This is a genomic window from Xanthomonas sp. 3793 (assembly GCF_024806835.1).
In the GTDB taxonomy this organism is placed as follows: Bacteria; Pseudomonadota; Gammaproteobacteria; order Xanthomonadales; family Xanthomonadaceae; genus Xanthomonas; species Xanthomonas arboricola_F.
Window position 1 is genome coordinate 125,979 of record NZ_JANTYU010000008.1, and the last position, 20,814, is coordinate 146,792.

Sequence of the window (20,814 nt, forward strand, 5' to 3'; positions counted from 1 at the left end):
TGCAGTTTATTGTGGATTAGCCATTGCTGAAATTATCTGTTTGGTAATTGGCCTATAGTTTCCCGCAGGACTCCCCTGGCCGGTGTTATCAACCGCAAAGTGCGTGCCTGCATTTGCGGGCGTCAAAAATGCGGATATAACCAGGTGCAAACCGGCCATCATTCCGGCGCGCTCGCGGTCGCATACCACTCGTTTGAGACGCGTGATACGTCCGAAGCGTGCAAAAGCAAACGCCCGCAAGGCCTGGAGGCAGTGCGGGCGTTGGATGGCAGCCGGGTGGCCGTCGACCTGCGGTGGCGCCGGGGTTACGCCTTGGGCGCATCCCGCAGTTCGCGGCGCAGGATCTTGCCGACGTTGGTTTTCGGCAATTCCTTGCGGAACTCGATCACTCGCGGCTGCTTGTAGCCGGTCAGGTTGGAGCGACAATGCGCCTTTACGTCGTCGGCGGTGAGGGCAGGGTCCTTCTTCACGATCACGGCCTTGACGATTTCGCCGGATTTTTCATCCGGCACGCCAACCGCTGCCACTTCCAGCACGCCGGGCATTTCGGCGATCACGTCCTCGATCTCGTTCGGGTAGACGTTGAAGCCGGACACCAGAATCATGTCCTTCTTGCGGTCGACGATGTAGACGAAGCCGTGCTCGTCCATTCGCGCGATATCGCCGGTGTGCAGCCAGCCGTCGGCATCCATCACCTTGGCGGTTTCCTCGGGCTTCTTCCAGTAGCCCTTCATCACCTGCGGGCCCTTGATGCACAGCTCGCCGATCTCGCCCAATGGCAGCGCCGCGCCTGCGTCGTCCTTGATGCAGGCATCGGTGGACGGAATCGGCAGGCCGATCGAACCGTTGTAGTCCTTCAGGTCCATCGGGTTGATGCAGGCGGCCGGCGAGGTTTCGGTCAGGCCGTAGGCTTCGACCAGGGTCAGGCCGGTGACCTTTTTCCAGCGTTCGGCGACCGAGCGTTGCACCGCCATGCCGCCGCCCAGGGTCATCTTGAGCGAGGAAAAATCGATCTGGTCGAAACCGGGCGTGTTGAGCAGGCCGTTGAATAGCGTGTTGACGCCGGTAAACGCAGTAAAGCGGGTCTTCTTCAACTCCTTGACGAAGCCGGGCATGTCGCGCGGATTGCTGATCAGGTGATTGCAGCCGCCGATCTTCATGAAGACCAGCCCGTTGGCCGTCAGTGCAAAGATGTGATACAGCGGCAGCGCAGTGATCACCACTTCGGCGCCTTCTTCCAGCTTGCCGGTGCCGGCAAGCCACTGATGCGCCTGCTGCATGTTGGCGACCAGGTTGCGGTGGGTCAGCATCGCGCCCTTGGCCACGCCGGTGGTGCCGCCGGTGTACTGCAAGAACGCGATGTCGTCCGGTTCGATCTGCAGCGCCGGCACGCTGTGATTGCGGCCCAGCGCCAATGCGTCGCGGAAGCGGATCGCGCCGTTGATGCGGTAGTCGGGCACCAGCTTCTTGACGTATTTGACGACGAAATTGACCAGCGCCGCCTTGGGAAAGCCGAGCATATCGCCCAGCCCGGTAGTGATCACCTGCTTGACCGGCGTGTCGGCAATGACCTGTTGCACGGTGGTGCCGAAGTTATCGATGACCACCAGCACGCTGGCGCCGGAGTCGATCAGCTGGTGCTTCAGTTCGCGCGGGGTGTAGAGCGGGTTGACGTTGACCACCGTCAGCCCGGCACGCAGGACGCCGAAGGTGGCGATCGGATACTGCAGGCAGTTGGGCATCATCAAGGCGACGCGGTCGCCCTTCTTCAATTGCAGCTCGCCCAGCAGGTAGGCGGCGAATTGTTCGACCAGCTGGTCGGCTTCGCGGTAGGTAATGGTCTTGCCGAAGCTGTGATAAGCGGGGCGGTCGGCAAACCGCTTGACCGATGTGGCGAATACCTCGGCCACCGTACGGAACTGCTCCAGATCGATTTCGGCGGCGACGCCGGCCGGATAACTTTGCAACCAAGGACGTGCCTGATTCATCTGCCCCCCTCCAGGGTGTTCTCGACGTGACGCGGTGTGTTCCACGGCACTACAACAACTGGCAGCATACCGTCATGAATGGAAAAGGCGAAGCGTGATGCAGGGCAGTATTCGTTGGTGGCAGTGGGGACTGGTGCTCGCATGGATGGCGCTGCTTGCCGGGTGCGCGCGGCCGGCGCCGGAGCAGCGGTTGCGCCAGACCGTGGCGCAGATGCAGGCGGCGATCGAGGCGCGCGATGTCGGCAAGGCGATGCAGCCGGTAGCGGCTGATTTCGTGGGCGAGCACGGCCTGGATGCCGCCGGCCTGCGCCGCCTGCTGCAACTGCAACTGCTGAGCAACCGCAAGATCGGCGTCACCCTGGGACCGGTGGACGTGCAACTGCAAGGCACAACCGCCACTGCCAGCTTCACCGCGCTGGTCACCGGGGGCGATGGCCGCTGGCTGCCCGAGCAGGCGCAGACCTATCAGCTGACCACCGGTTGGCGTCTGCAGGGCGGCGACTGGCAGCTCTACCACGCGCAATGGGTGCCGACAGGCCGGTAGGGCCGTAGGTGAGAGCGGGGCGCTGCGACAGACGCTGACGACCCCGCATTCGCGCCTGGCGTGCCTTGCGGATAGCGGTGCGGCGATCAGAACTTGCATCGCGACGATCAGTCACGCCCGTATTCCCGGCGTCGGGTCCGTTTCGTCGTGCAAGCTGGGTTGCGGGTTCGGGCATGGTCGCCACATTGCGGAACGCGAGCAGACGTCGCCATCGTTGCACTACGGCGCAGTGCCGCTCCCAAAACGATATTCCCGCCATCAGGCGGGAATATCGGAGCAACACGGGAGGCGGAATTACGCCGTCTTGCGTGCAGCCAGTTGACGCAGCACGTACTGCAACAGACCACCGTGCTTGAAGTACTCCACTTCCTTGGGCGTCAGCAGCAGCACCTTGACCTGGAATTGCTTGACGCTGCCGTCGGACTTCCTGGCATCGACGGTGGCGCGACGGCTGGCGCCGTCCTGCAGGCCGGTGATGTCCAGCACTTCCGAACCATCCAGGCCCAGGGTCTGCGCGTTTTCGTTCTCGAGGAACTGTAGCGGCAGCACGCCCATGCCGACCAGATTGGAGCGATGGATGCGCTCGAAGCTCTCGGCGATCACCGCCTTGACCCCGAGCAGGTTGGTGCCCTTGGCCGCCCAGTCGCGCGAGGAGCCGGTGCCGTATTCCTTGCCGGCCAGCACCACCAGCGGCACGCCGTCGGCCTTGTACTTCACTGCCGCATCGTAGATCGCCAGCTTTTCCGGCGCCGCGCCGTCCTTTCCGTAGTACAGCGTGTTGCCGCCTTCTTCGCCGCCGAACATCAGGTTCTTGATGCGGATGTTGGCGAAGGTGCCGCGCACCATCACGTCGTCGTTGCCGCGGCGGCTGCCGTAGCTGTTGAAGTCGGCCGGCTGCACGCCGCGCTCCTGCAGGAAGCGACCCGCCGGCGAATCCTTCTTGATGTTGCCGGCCGGGGAGATGTGGTCGGTGGTGATCGAGTCGCCGAACAGGCCCATGATGCGCGCGCCGTGCACGTCGTCCACGTTGCCCACCTGCATGGTCATGCCGTCGAAATAGGGCGGGTTCTTGATGTAGGTGGATGCGGCATCCCACTCGTACAGCGCGCCATCGGGCGAGGCGATGGTGTTCCAGCGGCTGTCGCCCTTGAACACGTCGGCATAGTTCTGCTTGAACATCTCCGGGCCGACGGTGGCGGCGATGGTGTCGCCGATTTCCTTGTTGCTCGGCCAGATGTCGCGCAGATACACCGGTTGCCCGTCGCTACCGGTGCCCAGCGGGTCGGTGGTGAGGTTGATGTCGGTGGTGCCGGCGATCGCATATGCCACCACCAGCGGCGGCGAGGCGAGGTAGTTCATCTTCACTTCGGGATGCACGCGGCCTTCGAAATTGCGGTTGCCCGACAACACCGAGGACACCACCAGATCGTCCTTGGCAATAGCTGCGGACACATCGTCCGGCAGCGGGCCGGAGTTGCCGATGCAGGTGGTGCAGCCGTAGCCGACCACGTAGAAACCGAGTTTTTCCAGATCGGCGAGCACCCCGGCCTTGCTCAGGTAATCGGTGACCACGCGCGAGCCCGGCCCGAGCGAGGTCTTCACCCACGGTTGCGCCTTCAGCCCCTTGGCCGCCGCGTTACGCGCGAGCAGGCCGGCACCCAGCATCACTGCCGGGTTGGAGGTGTTGGTGCACGAGGTGATTGCGGCGATGACCACCGAGCCGTCGCGCAGCTGCCAGCCGGCGCCGCTGTCGTTGGACGCTTCGGCTTGCGAGGCCTTGGCGCCGACCGCGGTGCCGCCACCGCCTTCGTTCTTCAGGCGATCTTCCTGCTTGATGTCGCCCAACCGCTTGCTGCGCGCCTCGGCAAACGGCTTGAGGCTCTCGCGGTAATTGGACTGCATGTCTTCCAGCAGCACGCGGTCCTGCGGACGCTTGGGGCCGGCCAGCGACGGCTTGACCTCGCCCATGTCCAGCTCCAGCGTGGCGCTGTACTGCGCCGGCGGGGTATTTGCGTCGTGCCACAGGCCCTGCGCCTTTGCGTAGGCTTCCACCAGCGCAATCTGCTCCTCGCTGCGGCCGGACAGGCGCAGGTAGGTCAGCGACTCCTCGTCGACCGGGAAGATGCCGCAGGTGGCGCCGTATTCCGGTGCCATGTTGCCGATGGTGGCGCGGTCGGCCAGCGGCAGGTGCTGCAGTCCCTCACCGAAGAACTCGACGAACTTGCCGACCACGCCGGCCTTGCGCAGCATCTGGGTGACGGTCAGCACTAGGTCGGTGGCGGTGGCGCCCTCGGGCAGCTTGCCGCTGAGCTTGAAGCCGACCACCTGCGGAATCAGCATGGACGAGGGCTGCCCCAGCATTGCAGCCTCGGCCTCGATGCCGCCCACGCCCCAGCCCAGTACGCCGATGCCGTTGATCATGGTGGTGTGGCTGTCGGTGCCGAATACGGTGTCCGGATACGCGATCCGGGTACCGTCCTTGTCCGCGCTCATCACCACGCGCGCCAGGTTTTCCAGGTTCACCTGGTGGACGATGCCGGTGTTGGGCGGCACCACCTTGAAGTTTTCGAACGCCTTCTGGCCCCAGCGCAGGAAGCCGTAGCGTTCCTGGTTGCGCTGGAATTCGATCTTGCCGTTGAGGTCGAGCGCATCGGCCGAGCCGAACACATCCACCTGCACCGAGTGGTCGATGACCAGCTCGGAGGGAATCTGCGGGTTGATCTGGTCGGCGTTGCCGCCAAGCTTGACCACGGCATCGCGCATCGCGGCCAGGTCGACCACGCACGGCACGCCGGTGAAGTCCTGCAGCACCACGCGCGCGGGCATGAAGGCGATTTCGATATCGGGCTCTGCCTTGGGGTCCCACTTGGCGACCGCTTCGATATGGTCCTTGCCGACGGTCACGCCGCCGTCTTCGTGCCGGAGCAGATTCTCCAGCAGGATCTTCATCGAGTAGGGCAGGTGGGCGATATCAAAGCGCTCGCCCAGTTTGGGCAGGCTGTAATAGTCGTAACGCTTGCCGTGGACCTCGAATGAGGTGCGGGTGGAAAAGGAATCGCTCATGCATCACTCCTATGGCGTCGAAGGCTTTAGGTAGGGGCCTATTCTGAGCGATTCAGTGTGTACGCACGGTGTGTCCAGGTCGATCTGCCGGCTTGAGTACGATCGGGGAAGTACGTATCATACGTGCATACTTTCTGGAGCATGCTCATGGAAGCCACCGTTGCCGAACGCGGACAGATCACGCTGCCCAAGGCCGTGCGCGATGCCCTGGGCCTGACCAAGGGCACCACCCTCAAGATCGAACTCGATGGTGGGCGCATCATCTTGCGTAAAGATGTCAGCGAAGCGCTGCGCAAGGTGCGCGGCAAGTTCAGGCTTGTCGATGGCCTGACCAGCACCGACGAGGCCATGCGCGCCATTCGCGGCCGCGCGCCGGGGGATCCGTTCGACCCATGATCGCCCTGGATTCCTCCGTGCTGCTGGACATCCTCATCGGCGACCCGGTGTATGGCGAGGTGTCGGAAATCTGCATTGGCGATGCACTGGCGCGCGACGAGGTGGTGGTCTGCGATGCGGTGGTCGCCGAAGTGCTGGCCATGCTCGACACCCAGGTCGACCTGATGGAAACCCTGGCTTCGATCGGGGTGCGTTATGAAGCCACCCAGGAAGCGGCGGCGGTACGCGCCGGCCATATGAACAAGCGTTTCCGCGCACGCGGCGGCAAGCGCGAGCGGGTGGTGGCGGATTTTCTGATCGGCGCCCACGCGATGCTCCAGTGCGACGGGTTGATCACCCGCGACGAGGGCTTCTTTCGCGACTACTTCAAGGGTTTGAAGATCACCGTCCCCAAGCCCGTTGCCTGATCCACGTCTTCCGATCCACGCCTGACCTTTACACATTCACTGCTGTCCTTTTTGGAGAACCCGCATGTTGGAAGCCTATCGCCACCACGTTGCAGAGCGCGCCGCGCTCGGTATCCCGCCGCTGCCGCTGACCGCGCAGCAGACCGCCGAGGTCATCGAGCTGCTGAAGGCTCCGCCGGCGGGCGAAGAACAATTCCTGGTCGAGCTGCTCAGCCAGCGCGTGCCGGCCGGCGTCGACGACGCCGCCAAGGTCAAGGCCTCGTACCTGGCCGCAGTGGCCTTCGGCACCGAAAAGACCGCGCTGATCAGCCCCACGCGTGCGACCGAGCTGCTTGGCACCATGCTGGGTGGCTACAACATCCAGCCGCTGATCGACCTGCTCGACAACGCCGAGCTGGGCGCCACCGCCGCCGAAGCGCTCAAGCACACCTTGCTGGTGTTCGACGCCTTCCACGACGTGCAGGAAAAGGCCGAAGCCGGCAACGCGCATGCCAAGGCGGTGCTGCAGAGCTGGGCCGAGGCCGAGTGGTTCACCAGTAAGCCGGAAGTGCCGCAGAGCATGACCGTCACCGTGTTCAAGGTGCCGGGCGAGACCAACACCGACGACCTGTCGCCGGCCCCGGATGCGACCACCCGCCCGGACATCCCGCTGCACGCGCTGGCGATGCTGAAGAACGCCCGTGAGGGTGCGGCCTTCGTGCCGGAAGAAGACGGCAAGCGTGGCCCGATCCAGGCCATCGCCGATCTCAAGGACAAGGGCCATCTGGTCGCCTATGTGGGCGACGTGGTCGGTACCGGTTCCTCGCGCAAGTCGGCGACCAACTCGGTGCTGTGGTGGACCGGCGAGGACATTCCGTTCATACCGAACAAGCGCTTCGGCGGCGTGTGCCTGGGCAGCAAGATCGCCCCGATCTTCTACAACACGATGGAAGACGCCGGTGCGTTGCCGATCGAGCTGGACGTGTCGCAGATGGAGCACGGCGATGTGGTCGAGCTGCGTCCGTACGACGGCAAGGCGCTGAAGAACGGGCAGGTGATCGCCGAGTTCGCGATGAAGTCGGACGTGCTGTTCGACGAAGTGCGCGCCGGTGGCCGCATTCCGCTGATCGTCGGCCGCGGCCTGACTGCCAAGGCGCGCGAGTTCCTGGGCCTGCCGGCCTCGGACCTGTTCCGCCTGCCGATGGACCCGCCGGACACCGGCAAGGGCTTCTCGCTGGCGCAGAAGATGGTCGGCCGCGCCTGCGGCCTGCCGGAAGGCCAGGGCATGCGCCCGGGCACCTATTGCGAGCCGAAGATGACCTCGGTGGGTTCGCAGGACACCACCGGCCCGATGACCCGCGACGAGTTGAAGGACCTGGCCTGCCTGGGCTTCTCGGCCGACCTGGTGATGCAGTCGTTCTGCCACACCGCCGCCTATCCGAAGCCGGTCGACGTCAAGACCCACCACACCCTGCCGGAATTCATCTCCACCCGTGGCGGCGTGTCGCTGCGTCCGGGCGACGGCGTGATCCACAGCTGGCTCAACCGCATGCTGCTGCCCGACACCGTCGGCACCGGTGGCGACTCGCACACCCGTTTCCCGATCGGCATCTCGTTCCCGGCCGGCTCCGGCCTGGTGGCCTTCGCCGCCGCCACCGGCGTGATGCCGCTGGACATGCCCGAGAGCGTGCTGGTGCGCTTCAAGGGTGAGATGCAGCCGGGCGTGACCCTGCGCGACCTGGTCAACGCGATCCCGCTGTACGCAATCAAGGACGGCCTGCTGACCGTGGCCAAGCAGGGCAAGAAGAACATCTTCTCCGGCCGCATCCTGGAAATCGAAGGCCTGCCGAACCTGAAGGTGGAACAGGCGTTCGAGCTGTCCGACGCCTCGGCCGAGCGTTCGGCGGCCGGTTGCACCGTGCACCTGGACAAGGCGCCGATCATCGAATACCTGACCAGCAATATCACCCTGCTGCGCTGGATGATTGCCGAAGGCTATGCCGATGCGCGCACGCTGGGCCGCCGCATCAAGAAGATGGAAGAGTGGCTGGCCGACCCGCAGCTGCTGCAGCCCGATGCCGACGCCGAATACGCGGCGGTGATCGAGATCGACCTGGCCGACATTCACGAGCCGATCGTGGCGTGCCCGAACGACCCGGACGACGTCAAGACGCTGTCCGAGGTGGCCGGTGCGGCGATCGACGAAGTGTTCATCGGTTCGTGCATGACCAACATCGGGCACTTCCGTGCTGCCGCCAAGCTGCTGGAAGGCAAGCGCGACATCCCGACCCGCTTGTGGGTCGCGCCGCCGACCAAGATGGACGCCTCCGAGCTGACCAAGGAAGGCCATTACGGCACCTTCGGCGCGGCCGGCGCGCGCATGGAAATGCCCGGCTGCTCACTGTGCATGGGCAACCAGGCGCAGGCACGCGAGGGCGCCACGGTGTTCTCCACCTCCACGCGTAACTTCCCCAACCGTCTGGGCCGCAACACCAACGTGTACCTGGGTTCGGCGGAACTGGCCGCGATCTGCTCGCGTCTGGGCCGCATCCCGACCAAGGACGAGTACATGGCCGATGTGGGCGTGATCAAGACCAGTGGCGACCAGATCTACCGCTACATGAACTTCGATCAGATCCAGGAATATCAGGACGTGGCGGATACCGTCGCGGCCTGATCCGGCAGGCAACTGACTGGTAGGACGAAATGCCCGGCACTGCCGGGCATTTCGCTTTTCGAGCGATGACTTCGAGTTGTCGTCACGATGGCGGGCGTTAAAGCAAATACCAGCTGACTGGCATGGCGCATTGCAACAAAAATCTGAAGTGGAGGGGGCTAGAGTCCGCCGCTTCCCACTCACGTTCGATGCCGATGCCCTCTTGCACGATCGCAGGTCACACACTCCACTACACGCAGCACGGTCAAGGGTTTCCGATTCTGCTCGGCCACAGCTACCTGTGGGACGCAGCGATGTGGGAGCCGCAGATCCAGGCGCTTTCGCAGCACTACCAGGTGATTGTTCCGGAGCTGTGGGGGCACGGGCAATCGGGCGCATTGCCGCAAGGCACCCAGGCAATCGATGATCTTGCCCGGCAGATGCTTGGCCTGCTGGACGCACTGGAGCTGCCGCAGTGTGCGGTGGTGGGCCTGTCGGTGGGTGGCATGTGGGGCGCCGAGCTCGCCCTGATGGCGCCGAAGCGCGTGCGTAGCCTGGTGTTGATGGACACCTTCCTGGGCGCGGAGCCGCAGGCCACGCGTACACGCTACTTTGGAATGCTGGATGCGATCGAGGTGGCGGGGCAGGTAACGCCTGCGCTGATCGACGCGATCGTGCCGATCTTCTTCCGCCCCGGCATCGATCTGACCTCGGCGTTGCCGGCTGCGTTTGCGCAGCGCCTGGCGGCGATGACGGCCGAGCAGCTGCGCACCTCCATCGTGCCGTTGGGGCGGCTGATCTTCGGGCGTGCGGATCGCCTGGAGGCGATGTCTGCGCTGGATCCGGCCAATACCTTCCTGCTCGGTGGCGACGCAGATGTTGCGCGGCCGCCGGAAGAGTTGTGGATGATGGCCGAGGCGATCTGCTGCGATTACGAGCTGGTGCCCGATGCCGGGCATATCGCATCGCTGGAGAATCCGGCCTTCGTCAACGCGCAGTTGCTGGGTTGGTTGAAGCGGACGGTGGGTGAGACCGAGGTGGAGCTGAGGCGTGCGGGATGAGGGCAATGGCCTCGGCTGACGTGGAATGAGGTACGTGGTTTCTTCTCAACTCCTGCCTTCTTTACTGACAGGAGAGGGGCTTGAAGCGCAGCAGTTGCCGCGACGATATTTCCTTCTCCCATCGGGAGGAGGTGCCCGAAGGGCGGATGAGGGGACGTGCGCTGCAGGATGTGTGGGTGGCCATACCCTCACCTCAACCCCTCTCCCGCAGTAGAGGGCTCGAAGCGCTCCCCGCAGGGGGAGGGCGCATTATTTGCCACGCGATGGACTTTCCTTCCTGGCTGGAAGGGAGCTCCCAGCTGTGGTCGTTCGGCAATTGTGTTGTCAGGGTTGCGCGCCCAGCCAGGCTTCCAGTGCCGGGGCCGGGAGGGGCCGCGAGAACAGGTAGCCCTGCAGGACTTCGCAGCCCAGGTCGGCCAGGAACAGACGCTGGGCTTCGTTTTCGACGCCCTCGGCGACGACATGCTTGCGCAGGTGCTCGCCGATGCGCAGCACCGAGGTGGTGAGTGCGCGCGCGTCTTCGCTGTGTTCGATATCGCGGACGAAGCTCATGTCCAGTTTGAGCTCGTCGATCGGCAGGCGATGCAGATGGCTCAGGCTGGAATAGCCGGTGCCGAAGTCGTCCAACGATAACGAGATGCCGGCTTCGCGGATGGCGTGCAGGTTTTCCAGCACGCCCGGCTGGCCGGACAGCATTACGCTCTCGGTCAGTTCCAGGGTCAGGTCGGAGGCTTGCACGCCGGTGTCGGCGATCAACCGAAGCAGGTCGGGAAGCATGCGCGGGCTTTCGAAGCCGCTGGCCGACAGATTGACCGATACGCGCGTGACCGGCACGCCGCGCAGACGCCAGTCGGCCACCTGCTCGCAGGCCCGTCGCAGCACCCAGGCGTTGAGCTGCGGCATCATGCCCTGCTCTTCGGCGACAGGCAGAAACCGTGCCGGCGAAATCGCGCCCAGTTGCGGATGATTCCAGCGCAGCAACGCTTCCACGCCGTACAGCGCGTGCGGTGCTGCGCTATGCATTTGCGGCTGGTAGTGCAGCTGCAGTTGGTCGCGGCCGATGGCCTGACGCAGCTCCGCTTCCAGCGCCACGCGCTCCTGCGCCATGCGATTCATGTCGGAGCTGAAGAAACGGAAGCGTCCGCCGCCTTCCTTCTTGGCGCGATTCATCGCCAGATCGGCATGCCGTAGCAGGATGTTGATGTCGCGTCCGTCTTCGGGAAACATCGCCACGCCGATGCTGGCCGACGGATGCACGGTCATGTGGCCCACCGACAGCGGGCCGGCGATGCTGCCCAGCAGGCGCTCGGCCGCGGCGCTGGCCTGTTCGGCGCTGCATTGCGGCAGGGCCAGTGCGAATTCGTCGCCGGCCACGCGTGCCAGCATGGCGGTGGCGGTGAGCTGTTCGCCGATGCGCAGCGCGATGTCGCGCAGCAGGCCGTCACCGGCAGAATGGCCCTGGCTGTCGTTGATCAGCTTGAAGCGGTCGATGTTGATGAACATCAGCGCGGCCGGTTCGGCGGCGTATTCGGCCTGGGTCAGCGCCTGCTCGGCGCGCGCGCTGAACATGATGCGGTTGGGCAGGCCGGTCAGCGCGTCGTAGAAGGCGAGTTGATGCACGCGCTGACGGATCTGCTCGCGCTCCAGCGCCAGCGTGCACAGCTGCTGGCATAGCTCGGTCAGCCGCACATGCCAGGCGTCGGCGCGCTGGGGTTTGCGGTAATACAGCGCAAAGGTGCCAAGCACGCGCGAGCTGTTGGAGCGGATCGGCGTGCTCCAGCAGGCGCGCAGACCCATCGGGATGAGCAGCTCGCGGTAGGGGGCGAACAGCGGGTCGGTGGCGATGTCTTCCACCATCACCGCACGGCCACGCCAGGCAGCGGTGCCGCAGGCACCTGCACCGGGTGCGATCTTCAGGCCGTTGACGGCATCGGCGTATTCGGGCGGCAGGCTGGGTGCGGCCAGCGAGTGCAGGCAGCCCTGGTTGTCGGCGCTCATGACCGTGGCCAACACTTCCGGTGCGATGCGTTCTACCTCGCTGCAGATCAGCGTCATCACCTCGATCAGCGGGCGCTCCTGCACCAGCGCTTCCAGCACGCGGTGCTGCAGCACCTCGTGCATCTTGGTGTCGGTGATGTCGGTCAGCACCGCCACGTAATGCGATGGGTTATGCCGGGCGTCGTAGATCGGGTTGAAGTTGAGCGAGATCCACAACGGCGAGCCGTCCTTGCGATAGACCAGCAGGTCGGCACGGGTCTGCTGCAGGGCATCGGCGCGATCGCGGATGCGCGCAACCTCGCTCTGGTCGCTCTGCGCGCGGGTCAACACATCCGACGGGCGCTGGCCGACCAGTTCGGCTTCGGTGTAGCCGAACATGCGCTGGAAGCCATCGTTGGCGTAGAGCAGGCGCGATTGCAGATCGCAGATGAGGATGGCGCTGCTGCTGCCGTCCAGCGCTTCGGCCAGCAGGCGCGAACGGCGGTCGTCGGGCGCTTCGCCGGGCTTGGCCATGCCGGCGGTGAGCGGGCCGGGCCTGACCGGCCCGGCCGTGCGCGCATCCTCGAATGCGCTGACCGACGAAGTGTCACCGACCAGGTCCGCCGTCGCCCACGCATCCGTCGCCGTGCTCGGGACGAGGTCCGGCGCACCGGCGTGCGGCGGCGGATCGGTCGGATGCGGGGGCGGGACGCGCATGGGCGATCAGCGCGCCTGTGCCGACAAGGCGATCAGGCGTTCGGCGACGCGGTCCAGCGGCACCACTTCCTGGGCGGCACCCAGCTTGTAGGCAGCGCCGGGCATGCCCCAGACCACGCTGCTGGCTTCGTCCTGCACCAGCGTGGGTGCGCCGGCCTGCAGCATTTCCAGCAGGCCGCGCGCACCGTCGTCGCCCATGCCGGTGAGGATGGCGCCGACCGCGTTCGGGCCGGCGTTGGCGGCAACCGAGCGGAACAGCACGTCCACCGCCGGCTTGTGGCGGTTGACCGGCGGGCCGTCGTCGATGCGGCAACGCCAGCGGGCACCGTCGCGGATGATGCGCAGGTGCTGGCCGCCTGGCGGCAGGTAGGCGTGGCCGGGCAGGATCGCTTCGCCGTCGCTGGCCTCGCGTACCGACATCGCCGAATGGCGATTGAGGCGTTCGGCAAAGGCGGTGCTGAAGCTGGCCGGCAGATGTTGGGTCATCACCACCGCCGGCGCATCGGCCGGCATGTGTTCGAGTACCACGCGCAGCGCCTCGGTGCCGCCGGCAGAGGCGCCGATGGCGATCAGGCGGTCGGTGGTGCGGAAACGCAGCGCGCTGCCGGGCACCGGTGCCGATTGCATGTCCAGGGTGACCTTGGGCGTGCTGGGGCGATGCAGCGCGCTGACCTTGGCCTTGGCGGCCATCTTGACCTTGCTGACGATTTCTTCGGCATAGCCTTCCAGCCCGCGTGCGACGTCGATCTTGGGCTTGGACACGAAGTCCACCGCACCCAGCGACAAGGCCTGCAAGGTGGTATCGGCGCCGCGCTCGGTGAGCGAGGAGATCATCACCACCGGCGTTGGCCGCAGGCGCATGAGGTTTTCCAGAAACACCAGCCCGTCCATGCGCGGCATTTCCACGTCCAGCGTGATCACGTCCGGGTTGAGGCGTTTGATCTTTTCGCGTGCCAGGATCGGGTCGGCGGCCGAGCCGATGACTTCGATGCCGGGATCGCGCGCGAGGATTTCGGTGAGCATCTGGCGGACGACCGCCGAGTCGTCGACGATCAGGACACGAACGGGAGTTTCCAGCGTCATTCGAACAACTCCACTCCACCGGTGACCGGTGCTTTGGACAGACGGGCGCGCACGGCCGATTCTGCGGCGGCGACTTCGGCTTCGTGCGCGTGCGGCAAACGCTGCACGACCACCCGGCCGGTCGTCGGGAAGAACCACACCTTGCGCGGATGGATGCCGCACAGATCTTCGGCAATGATGGGAATGTGCTCGGCCTGCAGGTACTGGCGCACGAATTCGGCGTTGCGGGTGCCGACCGGGTTGCTGGTGAAGCCCTTGAGCACGTTGGCGCCGCCGAAGACCTTGGCTTCGATGCGTTTGCGATGCGCGCCGCGCTTGAGCATGTCGTTGATCAGCAACTCCATCGCATAACTGCCGTAGCGCGCCGGTGCACCGTCGCCGACCTGACCTTCGGGCAGCAGGAAGTGATTCATGCCACCGATCTTGAGCACCGGGTCGCGCAAGCAGGCCGCAACGCACGATCCCAAGGTGGTCGTCAACGCGGTGTCGTCGTCCACCACCAGATACTGGGTAGGCAGCAGTTTGGCGGTGATGGTCTGGAACCGCGAATCGCGGTAGCGCATCACGTCGTCGACTTGCACGGCGGTACTCATGCAGATGCTCCCGAACGCGGTGCGCGCCGATACAGCGTGCGTCCGCACGGCTGGATCAGGTCGGCCGCGTGCAGGTAATTCTCCGAATGCCCGGTGTAGAGCAGACCGTCGTCGCCCATGTGGCTGACCAGACGCGACAGGATGCCGCGCTGGGTCGGTTTGTCGAAATAGATCATCACGTTGCGGCAGAACAGCGCCGCGTAGGGGCCGCCGACGTCGTAACGCGGTGCCAGCAGGTTCAACTGGCGGTATTCGATGAGCTGGCGCAGCGCCGGGATCACCCGGCACTTGCCCTCGTTGGGGCCACTGCCGCGCTGGAAGTACTTGCGCTTGATCGCCGCATCCAGGGACGCGACGCGGTCGATGGCGTAGACGCCGCGCGAGGCGGTTTCCAGCACCTGGGTGTCGACGTCGGTGGCCACGATGCTCACCGGCGGGGTCAGCGTGCCGAAGGCTTCGCAGGCGGTGATGGCGATGGAATAGGGCTCCTCGCCGGTGGAAGCGGCGCACGACCAGATCTTCAGTGGTGCCTGCGAAGCGCGCTTTTGCAGCTCTTCGCGCAGCTTGTCGAAGTGGTGCGGCTCGCGGAAGAACGAGGTCAGGTTGGTGGTCAGTGCGTTGGTGAACGCCTGCCATTCCTCTTCGTCGTTGCCGGCTTCCAGCTGGTCCAGATAGTCGCGGAACGAGCGCAGCCCGAGCACGCGCAGGCGGCGCGACAGGCGGCCGTACACCATGTCGCGCTTGGCCGGCGCCAGCGAGATGCCGACGCGCTGGTAGATCAGGTCGCAAACGCGCTTGAAGTCGCGGTCGCCGAAGTCGAATTCGCGCGTGTCTGAAGCGGGAGTCGTAGTCGTCATATCCATACACGTCGTGAGCTATCACTGGATATCGGCCATGTAGCGGTGCAACTGAAGCGCCAATCCGTCGATCGCCAAGGTTGGGCTCGGTGTCGCATCGACGATGCGGTGCGGCGGCGTGCAGGGACCAGGCGCCGGGATGAAGACTGCCTGTCGTTGCGAGAGGCAGAAACGCAACGCCCCGGCATTGCCGGGGCGTTGCGGGCGACAGCGGTAACTTATTAGAACTCTTGCCAGTTACCGTCGGCCAGTGCGGCCTGTGGCTTGGCAGTGCGCGCTGGCGCTGCAGCTGCACGCACGGCCGGCTTGGCCGCGGTCTTGACCGCAACCGGACGCGAGGCCACCGGGCGGACACGTGCTTGCGCAACCGCGGCCGACTCGTCCAGCTTGAACACCGACACCGCTTCGGCCAGGTGACCGGCCTGCTCTTCCATCGAGCGGGCGGCGGCGGTGGCTTCTTCCACCAGCGCGGCGTTCTGCTGGGTGGTTTCGTCCATCTGGGTGATGGTCTGGTTGACCTGTTCGATGCCGGCCGACTGCTCCTGCGAGGCGGCAGAGATCTCGCCCATGATGTCGGTCACGCGCTGCACGCTGGCCACGATCTCGGCCATTGTCGCGCCAGCCTTGCGCACCAGCGCCGAGCCTTCGGCCACCTTGTGCACGGAGTCGTCGATCAGTCCCTTGATCTCCTTGGCCGCACCGGCCGAGCGCTGTGCCAGGGTGCGCACTTCCGAGGCCACCACGGCAAAGCCGCGGCCCTGTTCGCCGGCACGTGCCGCTTCCACCGCGGCGTTCAGCGCCAGGATGTTGGTCTGGAACGCAATGCCATCGATGACCGAGATGATGTCTGCGATCTTCTTGGACGAGGCTTCGATGCCGGACATGGTGGTGACCACCTGCGACACCACTTCGCCGCCCTGCGATGCCACACCGGTCGCGCCGATGGCCAGTTGATTGGCCTGACGTGCGCTTTCGGCGTTCTGCTTGACGGTGGAGGTGAGCTCCTCCATCGAGGCGGCAGTTTCTTCCAGGTTGGCGGCCTGCTGTTCGGTGCGGTGCGACAGGTCGCTATTGCCCGAGGCGATTTCGCCGGCTGCCGAGTTGATTGCGCTGGAAGAGACCTTGATGCGCCCGACGATGTCGGCAAGCTGTTCGGCGGTGGCATTGGCATCGTCACGCATCTGCGCGAACACGCCACTGAACTGCCCGTGCATGCGCACGGTCAGATCGCCGCGCGACAGTGCGGACAACAACGCGGAGATCTGCTCCAGGCTGCCGGCGTTTGCATCCAGCAAGCCGTTGAGCTGCTGCGCCAGCTGCAGGAAGAAGCCCTGCTTGCCGTCGGTTTCGACGCGGCCGCTCATGTCGCCGCTGGCAGCGGCGCGCACGATGCGGGCGACTTCTTCTTCGACCTGGACTTCGATGGTGCGATCGCGCCACTCGCAGACTTCGCCGGTGGTCTCGCCTTGCTCGTTCTTGATGCCGGTGACGGTCTGCGCCAGCACGACTTCGCCGAAGCGCTCTTCGAAGCTGGTGACGCCGTCGCGTTCCAGCGCAGCGATGGCCTTGCGCACGGTCGCATCCGACAGGCCCAGGTAGCTGATGTGCTGGCCGATGACCTTGCCCGCATCGAACTCGGGCGATGCCAGTCGGATGCTGCTTTCGTACTGCGTCACGATCTTCTTGAAGGCGTCGTTGGCGTAGATCATCACGCGATCTGGATCGGTGATGAAAGTGCCGGTTGAAGACTTGTCCAGCGCGGTACGGATGCGCAGGTTCTCGTCGGCGATCTTCTGGTCGCGTTCGATGCGCTCCTTCAGGTCGCGCTGCATGCGCTGCATGGAGCGCATCAGCTCACCCACTTCGTCCTGGCCCTGCACGTTGATCTGACCATCCAGCTTGCCGCCGGCGATCTCGGTAGCGGTGGTGACCGCGCCGCGCATGCTCTTGACGATGGAACGGGCGAACAGGAACGCCAGCCCGAGGCCGCCGGCGATGCCGATCAGCAACACCATCACGGTCAGCGAGACGGAGGTGGCGTGGACTTTTTCGGCCTTGGTCTTGGCCGCCTGCGCCAGCAGGTTGTCTTCGGCGATCAATGCAGCCAGCGAATCCTTGGCCTTGTTGTGCAGGGTGCGGGTCTCGCCGACAAAGGTGTCGATGGCATCGTCGGGAAGATTGAGCTCGATCATTTCGTCGACGCTGGCGTACGAAGCCGAAGCCTTCTTCCAGTCGGCCACGAACACGTCGAACAGCTTCTTCTGTTGCGGGCTTTCGATCAGACGGGGGTAGCCCTTGATCGTCGCCTCGATTTCGCCATGCAGCCGCTTGGCGCGGACCTTGGCTTCCTGCTTGACCGCATCGCTGGCACGTACCAGATTTTGATAAGACGCATTCCGGTATTCGCCGAGCATGCCGCGCAGGTCGCCGGCTTCGCGCACGCTGGACATGGTGTTGCCGGCCAGGTCGCGGGTGACGTTGTTGAGCGATGCCAGGCCCGAGTACGCGATGATTCCCTGCACCAGCATGATCAGCAGCACGATGCCGAACGCCAGCATCAGCCGCGGCATCAATTTCAGATTATTGATCCATTGCATTGACACGATTCCCCCGTAGAAGTCAGTCCGCATAATCCAGACAGCACATCGCCACGCATGGGCGTGGCGATGTGTGATGCGATTACTTGATGGTGGCGAGCTTCAGGCTGGCCGGCGAGCTGACTTCGATTTCGGCGCGCGAGCTGTCGCGCTGGATCTTGCCGAGGACGCAGACGTCCTTGCCTTCCAGGGTTTCCGGGGCAAAGCTGAACTTGCCGCGGTTGGCGCCGTCGATGCGGGCCGAGAAGGTGTGGCGCGGGAACATGCCGCCCATGTACAGGAAGGTGGGCTCACCCTCCGAGCTCTGCGCGTACTTGGCCTTTTCGACCTTGCCGCAGACCATGCCGTCCTTGCCGACGAAGCGGGTGGCCATCTCCGGCGGAATCATTTCCTGCGACTGGGCCGACAGCGTGGGAGCAACGATCACGAGAGCAGCGACGGGGAGGAGCGAGAGCAGGAACTTCATTGGGGATTCTCCAGAATCGAAAGTCGAACGGTGACCCGCTTATGAACGCGGGCTTCTATTCAGCTATCGGCTAGCTGGGGTTCAACTTGAATCCAAAAAACGTGAATTGCATCGCACTTCTATTTAGCGGTGCGTCGCGTGTCGGGAAGCTCCCGACACCGGATGGTGGTATGCGCTTAGGGCATAAATCATTGCGGCCGTCAGATGGCTGCCGGAGATGCAAGCGCAGCGATGCATACATGTTGCATCGCCGCGCTTGCCGATCACCGCATCCCTCTGACGACCGCAGGTCGCCGCACGCAACCACCCTGAATCAGGCGGCTTCTTCAGTCAGCTGCTGGCCCAGCTCGGTGCTGTCCAGCAAGGTCTCGATATCCAGCAGGATCAGCATGCGATCGTCCTGGGTGCCGATGCCCGAGATGAAGCGGGTGTCGACCGAGGCACCGAATTCGGGGGTGGGGCGGATCTGGTCGTCGTTGAGCGGGATCACGTCCGAGACGCTGTCCACCACGATGCCGACCACGCGGTCTTCGACGTTGAGCACGATCATCACGGTGAAGGCGTCGTAGCGCGCTTCTTTCAGGCGCAGCTTCAGGCGCAGGTCGATCACCGGCACGATGGTGCCGCGCAGGTTGATCACACCCTTGATGTAGTCGGGCGCGTCGGGCAGGCGGGTGACCGAGTCGTAGCCGCGGATTTCCTGCACTTTCAGGATGTCCACGCCGTAGTGCTCTTCGCCCAGGGCGAAGCTGAGGAATTCACCACCGGTGCCGGTGGCAGTGCTTTTGTCGTTCATGAAAACTCCGGGCGTTTCGGCTGAGTGTCAGGTTGCGGCACGAGGTTGAAAAGGCTGCCATAGCAACATCGGCGCGGCGCTGCGCAACTTTAGGTGCATGGCTGCCGCAGTGCGGTCGGGTTCAGAACACGCCGCTCTTGCGCGCATTGCGCTGGCGGTCGACCCGGAAGATGTAGCGCTGGATGGTTTCGTCGGCGCCACGCGGCAGGTCGCTGAATTGCATGCCCACGCGGAAGCCTTCGCTGCCGTTGGGCAGGGTCTGCTTGTGCTGGCTGCAGACGGTGAGCGGCAGCGAAATCGGCGCGGTGTCAGGCAGCTGCAGGGTGCAGTTGCGGTAGGTGTGCTGCGGTTCCAGCAAGGGCATGCCGGCAGTGAGCGAGACCGCCAGCCCGCCGCTGCTGATGTCGATCACGCGCAGCTGCAGGTTGAGATTGCCGCCCTGGGCTTCGTCCTGGCGGATGATGCAGACCGGCGAGTCGGTGATCGGCGTTTCCAGCCGGTACGACTCGCGGCGCTGCATGTGGTACATCGCCTCGGGCAGGTCGGCGCGGAAGGCGACATGGATGTCGCGTTCGATGCGCTCGGCCTTTTCCAGCCGAAAGCGCACGTTGACCCGCTCCAGCTGCGCATAGCAGAGCAAATACTTGGCGTCTTCGATGGCGCGGTTGGAAGTGTCGTTGTGGCTGCCGTCCAGAATCACGCAGTCGTCGTCTTCGTCCACCTCGAGCACGGCGGTGGGGACGGCCATGTCGCGACCGGCCACGTGCATGGTCACCACGGCGCGTTGATCGAGCAGCTGACGCAGCAAACCACGGATCTGCCGCTTGTTGCGCAGCAGATAGCGTTCGTCACCTTCGGCAAGGTGATCGGCGTCGTGGTCCAGCTCGGAGGTATCGCCTTGGGACATGGGCACAAGCACAGTGGTAGCGGGAAGACGCCCGGGGGGTTGTCCCGGCGTCGCCTTGATATCGGCGGCAAACCCAAATCTTTAAGTGCCGCTGACACAACCCGTCTGCCTATCGCTGGGAGGGCGGTCGCGATGGGCAGTGGGCAGAGCATTCGACGGAGCAATCACCAAGCTTCTGGCGCGATCTCTTCGTTCTTCGGCAAGCATGATGCAGTCAGGGGCAGTGGGCAGGCTTTCAATGAAGCGACCTGCAAACTTTCTGGCGCGGTGTCCTCGCCGATTGCGGGACCGTCGGCGGCATGGATGCCGCCATCGAGCCCCCATGGACGGGTTCACGGCGTGTCCCGCGAGCGGCGAGGGCACCGTGCCCTCACTGCTGCGCCTTTGCTGCAGGGCCCTTGCCCGCCCACCATCGCGGGACACGCTGCAAGTACGTCCTTGTAAGCTCCGTGGCGGCATCCATGCCGCCAAGGGTCCCGCGACGGTGGGCGGGCAAAGACCGGTCATGATGGTCGGTGTGCATGGTTGCGAGCAGTGAATGACCTGCGCTGTTTCGATAACGGCGCGTGCGATCAGCATCTCGATGCAGTCTGGGTAGTGGGCAGGCTTTCAACGAAGCGACCTGCAAACTTTCTGGTGCGGTGTCCTCGCCGATTGCGGGACCGTTGGCGGCATGGATGCCGCCATCGAGCCCCCATGGACGGGTTCACGGCGTGTCCCGCGAGCG

The 20,814-nt window shown here is 64.7% G+C and carries 15 protein-coding genes; 5 read left to right on the forward strand and 10 right to left on the reverse strand.

The features are described from left to right. Window positions 1-305 precede the first annotated feature (305 nt). On the reverse strand, window positions 306-1,988 hold the full coding sequence (locus tag FHY18_RS21440; RefSeq protein ID WP_259159856.1) for a long-chain fatty acid--CoA ligase: 1,683 nt from the start codon (window positions 1,986-1,988) through the stop codon (window positions 306-308). A 97-nt stretch (window positions 1,989-2,085) separates the two neighbouring features. On the opposite strand from FHY18_RS21440, the gene FHY18_RS21445 reads away from it, so the two are divergent. After that, entirely contained in the window at window positions 2,086-2,532 is a 447-nt protein-coding gene (locus FHY18_RS21445; RefSeq protein ID WP_259159859.1) for a nuclear transport factor 2 family protein, read from the forward strand. A 294-nt stretch (window positions 2,533-2,826) separates the two neighbouring features. On the opposite strand, the gene acnA is transcribed toward FHY18_RS21445, so the two are convergent. Further along, on the reverse strand, window positions 2,827-5,595 hold the full coding sequence (gene acnA / locus FHY18_RS21450; protein WP_259159861.1) for an aconitate hydratase AcnA: 2,769 nt from the start codon (window positions 5,593-5,595) through the stop codon (window positions 2,827-2,829). Window positions 5,596-5,742: 147 nt separating this feature from the next. Here acnA and FHY18_RS21455 point away from each other — a divergent pair, with 147 nt between their 5' ends. The 4 genes from FHY18_RS21455 (at window position 5,743) to FHY18_RS21470 (ending at window position 10,094) form a co-directional block, all read left to right on the forward strand. Then, window positions 5,743-5,991 (forward strand): AbrB/MazE/SpoVT family DNA-binding domain-containing protein, encoded by a 249-nt coding sequence (locus tag FHY18_RS21455; protein WP_104535509.1) that lies wholly within the window; start codon window positions 5,743-5,745, stop codon window positions 5,989-5,991. Next, window positions 5,988-6,398, forward strand: a complete 411-nt coding sequence (locus FHY18_RS21460; RefSeq protein ID WP_011259444.1) for a type II toxin-antitoxin system VapC family toxin — start codon at window positions 5,988-5,990, stop codon at window positions 6,396-6,398. Before FHY18_RS21455 ends, FHY18_RS21460 begins: the two co-directional genes overlap by 4 nt. Before the next feature lie 64 nt (window positions 6,399-6,462). After that, window positions 6,463-9,054 carry a bifunctional aconitate hydratase 2/2-methylisocitrate dehydratase gene (gene acnB, locus FHY18_RS21465; RefSeq protein ID WP_259159879.1) on the forward strand — a complete coding sequence of 864 codons (2,592 nt, stop codon included), beginning with the start codon at window positions 6,463-6,465 and terminating at the stop codon, window positions 9,052-9,054. A 194-nt stretch (window positions 9,055-9,248) separates the two neighbouring features. Then, window positions 9,249-10,094 (forward strand): alpha/beta fold hydrolase, encoded by an 846-nt coding sequence (locus FHY18_RS21470; RefSeq protein WP_259159881.1) that lies wholly within the window; start codon window positions 9,249-9,251, stop codon window positions 10,092-10,094. Between the two features lie 324 nt (window positions 10,095-10,418). On the opposite strand, the gene FHY18_RS21475 is transcribed toward FHY18_RS21470, so the two are convergent. From FHY18_RS21475 to FHY18_RS21510, 8 genes are all read right to left on the reverse strand, one after another. Continuing rightward, window positions 10,419-12,788, reverse strand: a complete 2,370-nt coding sequence (locus FHY18_RS21475; RefSeq protein ID WP_259159883.1) for an EAL domain-containing protein — start codon at window positions 12,786-12,788, stop codon at window positions 10,419-10,421. Between the two features lie 6 nt (window positions 12,789-12,794). Beyond that, complete coding sequence (locus FHY18_RS21480) at window positions 12,795-13,871, reverse strand: chemotaxis response regulator protein-glutamate methylesterase (protein ID WP_259159885.1); 1,077 nt, start codon at window positions 13,869-13,871, stop codon at window positions 12,795-12,797. Beyond that, window positions 13,868-14,464 carry a chemoreceptor glutamine deamidase CheD gene (gene cheD / locus FHY18_RS21485; RefSeq protein WP_024937701.1) on the reverse strand — a complete coding sequence of 199 codons (597 nt, stop codon included), beginning with the start codon at window positions 14,462-14,464 and terminating at the stop codon, window positions 13,868-13,870. The genes FHY18_RS21480 and cheD overlap by 4 nt, the downstream gene beginning before the upstream one ends. After that, window positions 14,461-15,327: a CheR family methyltransferase gene (locus FHY18_RS21490; RefSeq protein ID WP_259159895.1), complete on the reverse strand. Its 867-nt coding sequence runs from the start codon at window positions 15,325-15,327 to the stop codon at window positions 14,461-14,463. The genes cheD and FHY18_RS21490 overlap by 4 nt, the downstream gene beginning before the upstream one ends. 215 nt (window positions 15,328-15,542) lie before the next feature. Next, a complete protein-coding gene (locus FHY18_RS21495; protein ID WP_259159898.1) occupies window positions 15,543-17,918 on the reverse strand; it encodes a methyl-accepting chemotaxis protein in 2,376 nt (791 codons plus the stop codon). 82 nt (window positions 17,919-18,000) lie between these two features. Beyond that, entirely contained in the window at window positions 18,001-18,384 is a 384-nt protein-coding gene (locus FHY18_RS21500) for a hypothetical protein (RefSeq protein WP_003486337.1), read from the reverse strand. Between the two features lie 313 nt (window positions 18,385-18,697). After that, window positions 18,698-19,180: a chemotaxis protein CheW gene (locus FHY18_RS21505; protein WP_046962576.1), complete on the reverse strand. Its 483-nt coding sequence runs from the start codon at window positions 19,178-19,180 to the stop codon at window positions 18,698-18,700. Between the two features lie 121 nt (window positions 19,181-19,301). Continuing rightward, on the reverse strand, window positions 19,302-20,087 hold the full coding sequence (locus tag FHY18_RS21510; protein WP_259159910.1) for a flagellar brake protein: 786 nt from the start codon (window positions 20,085-20,087) through the stop codon (window positions 19,302-19,304). Between the last annotated feature and the right edge of the window lie 727 nt (window positions 20,088-20,814).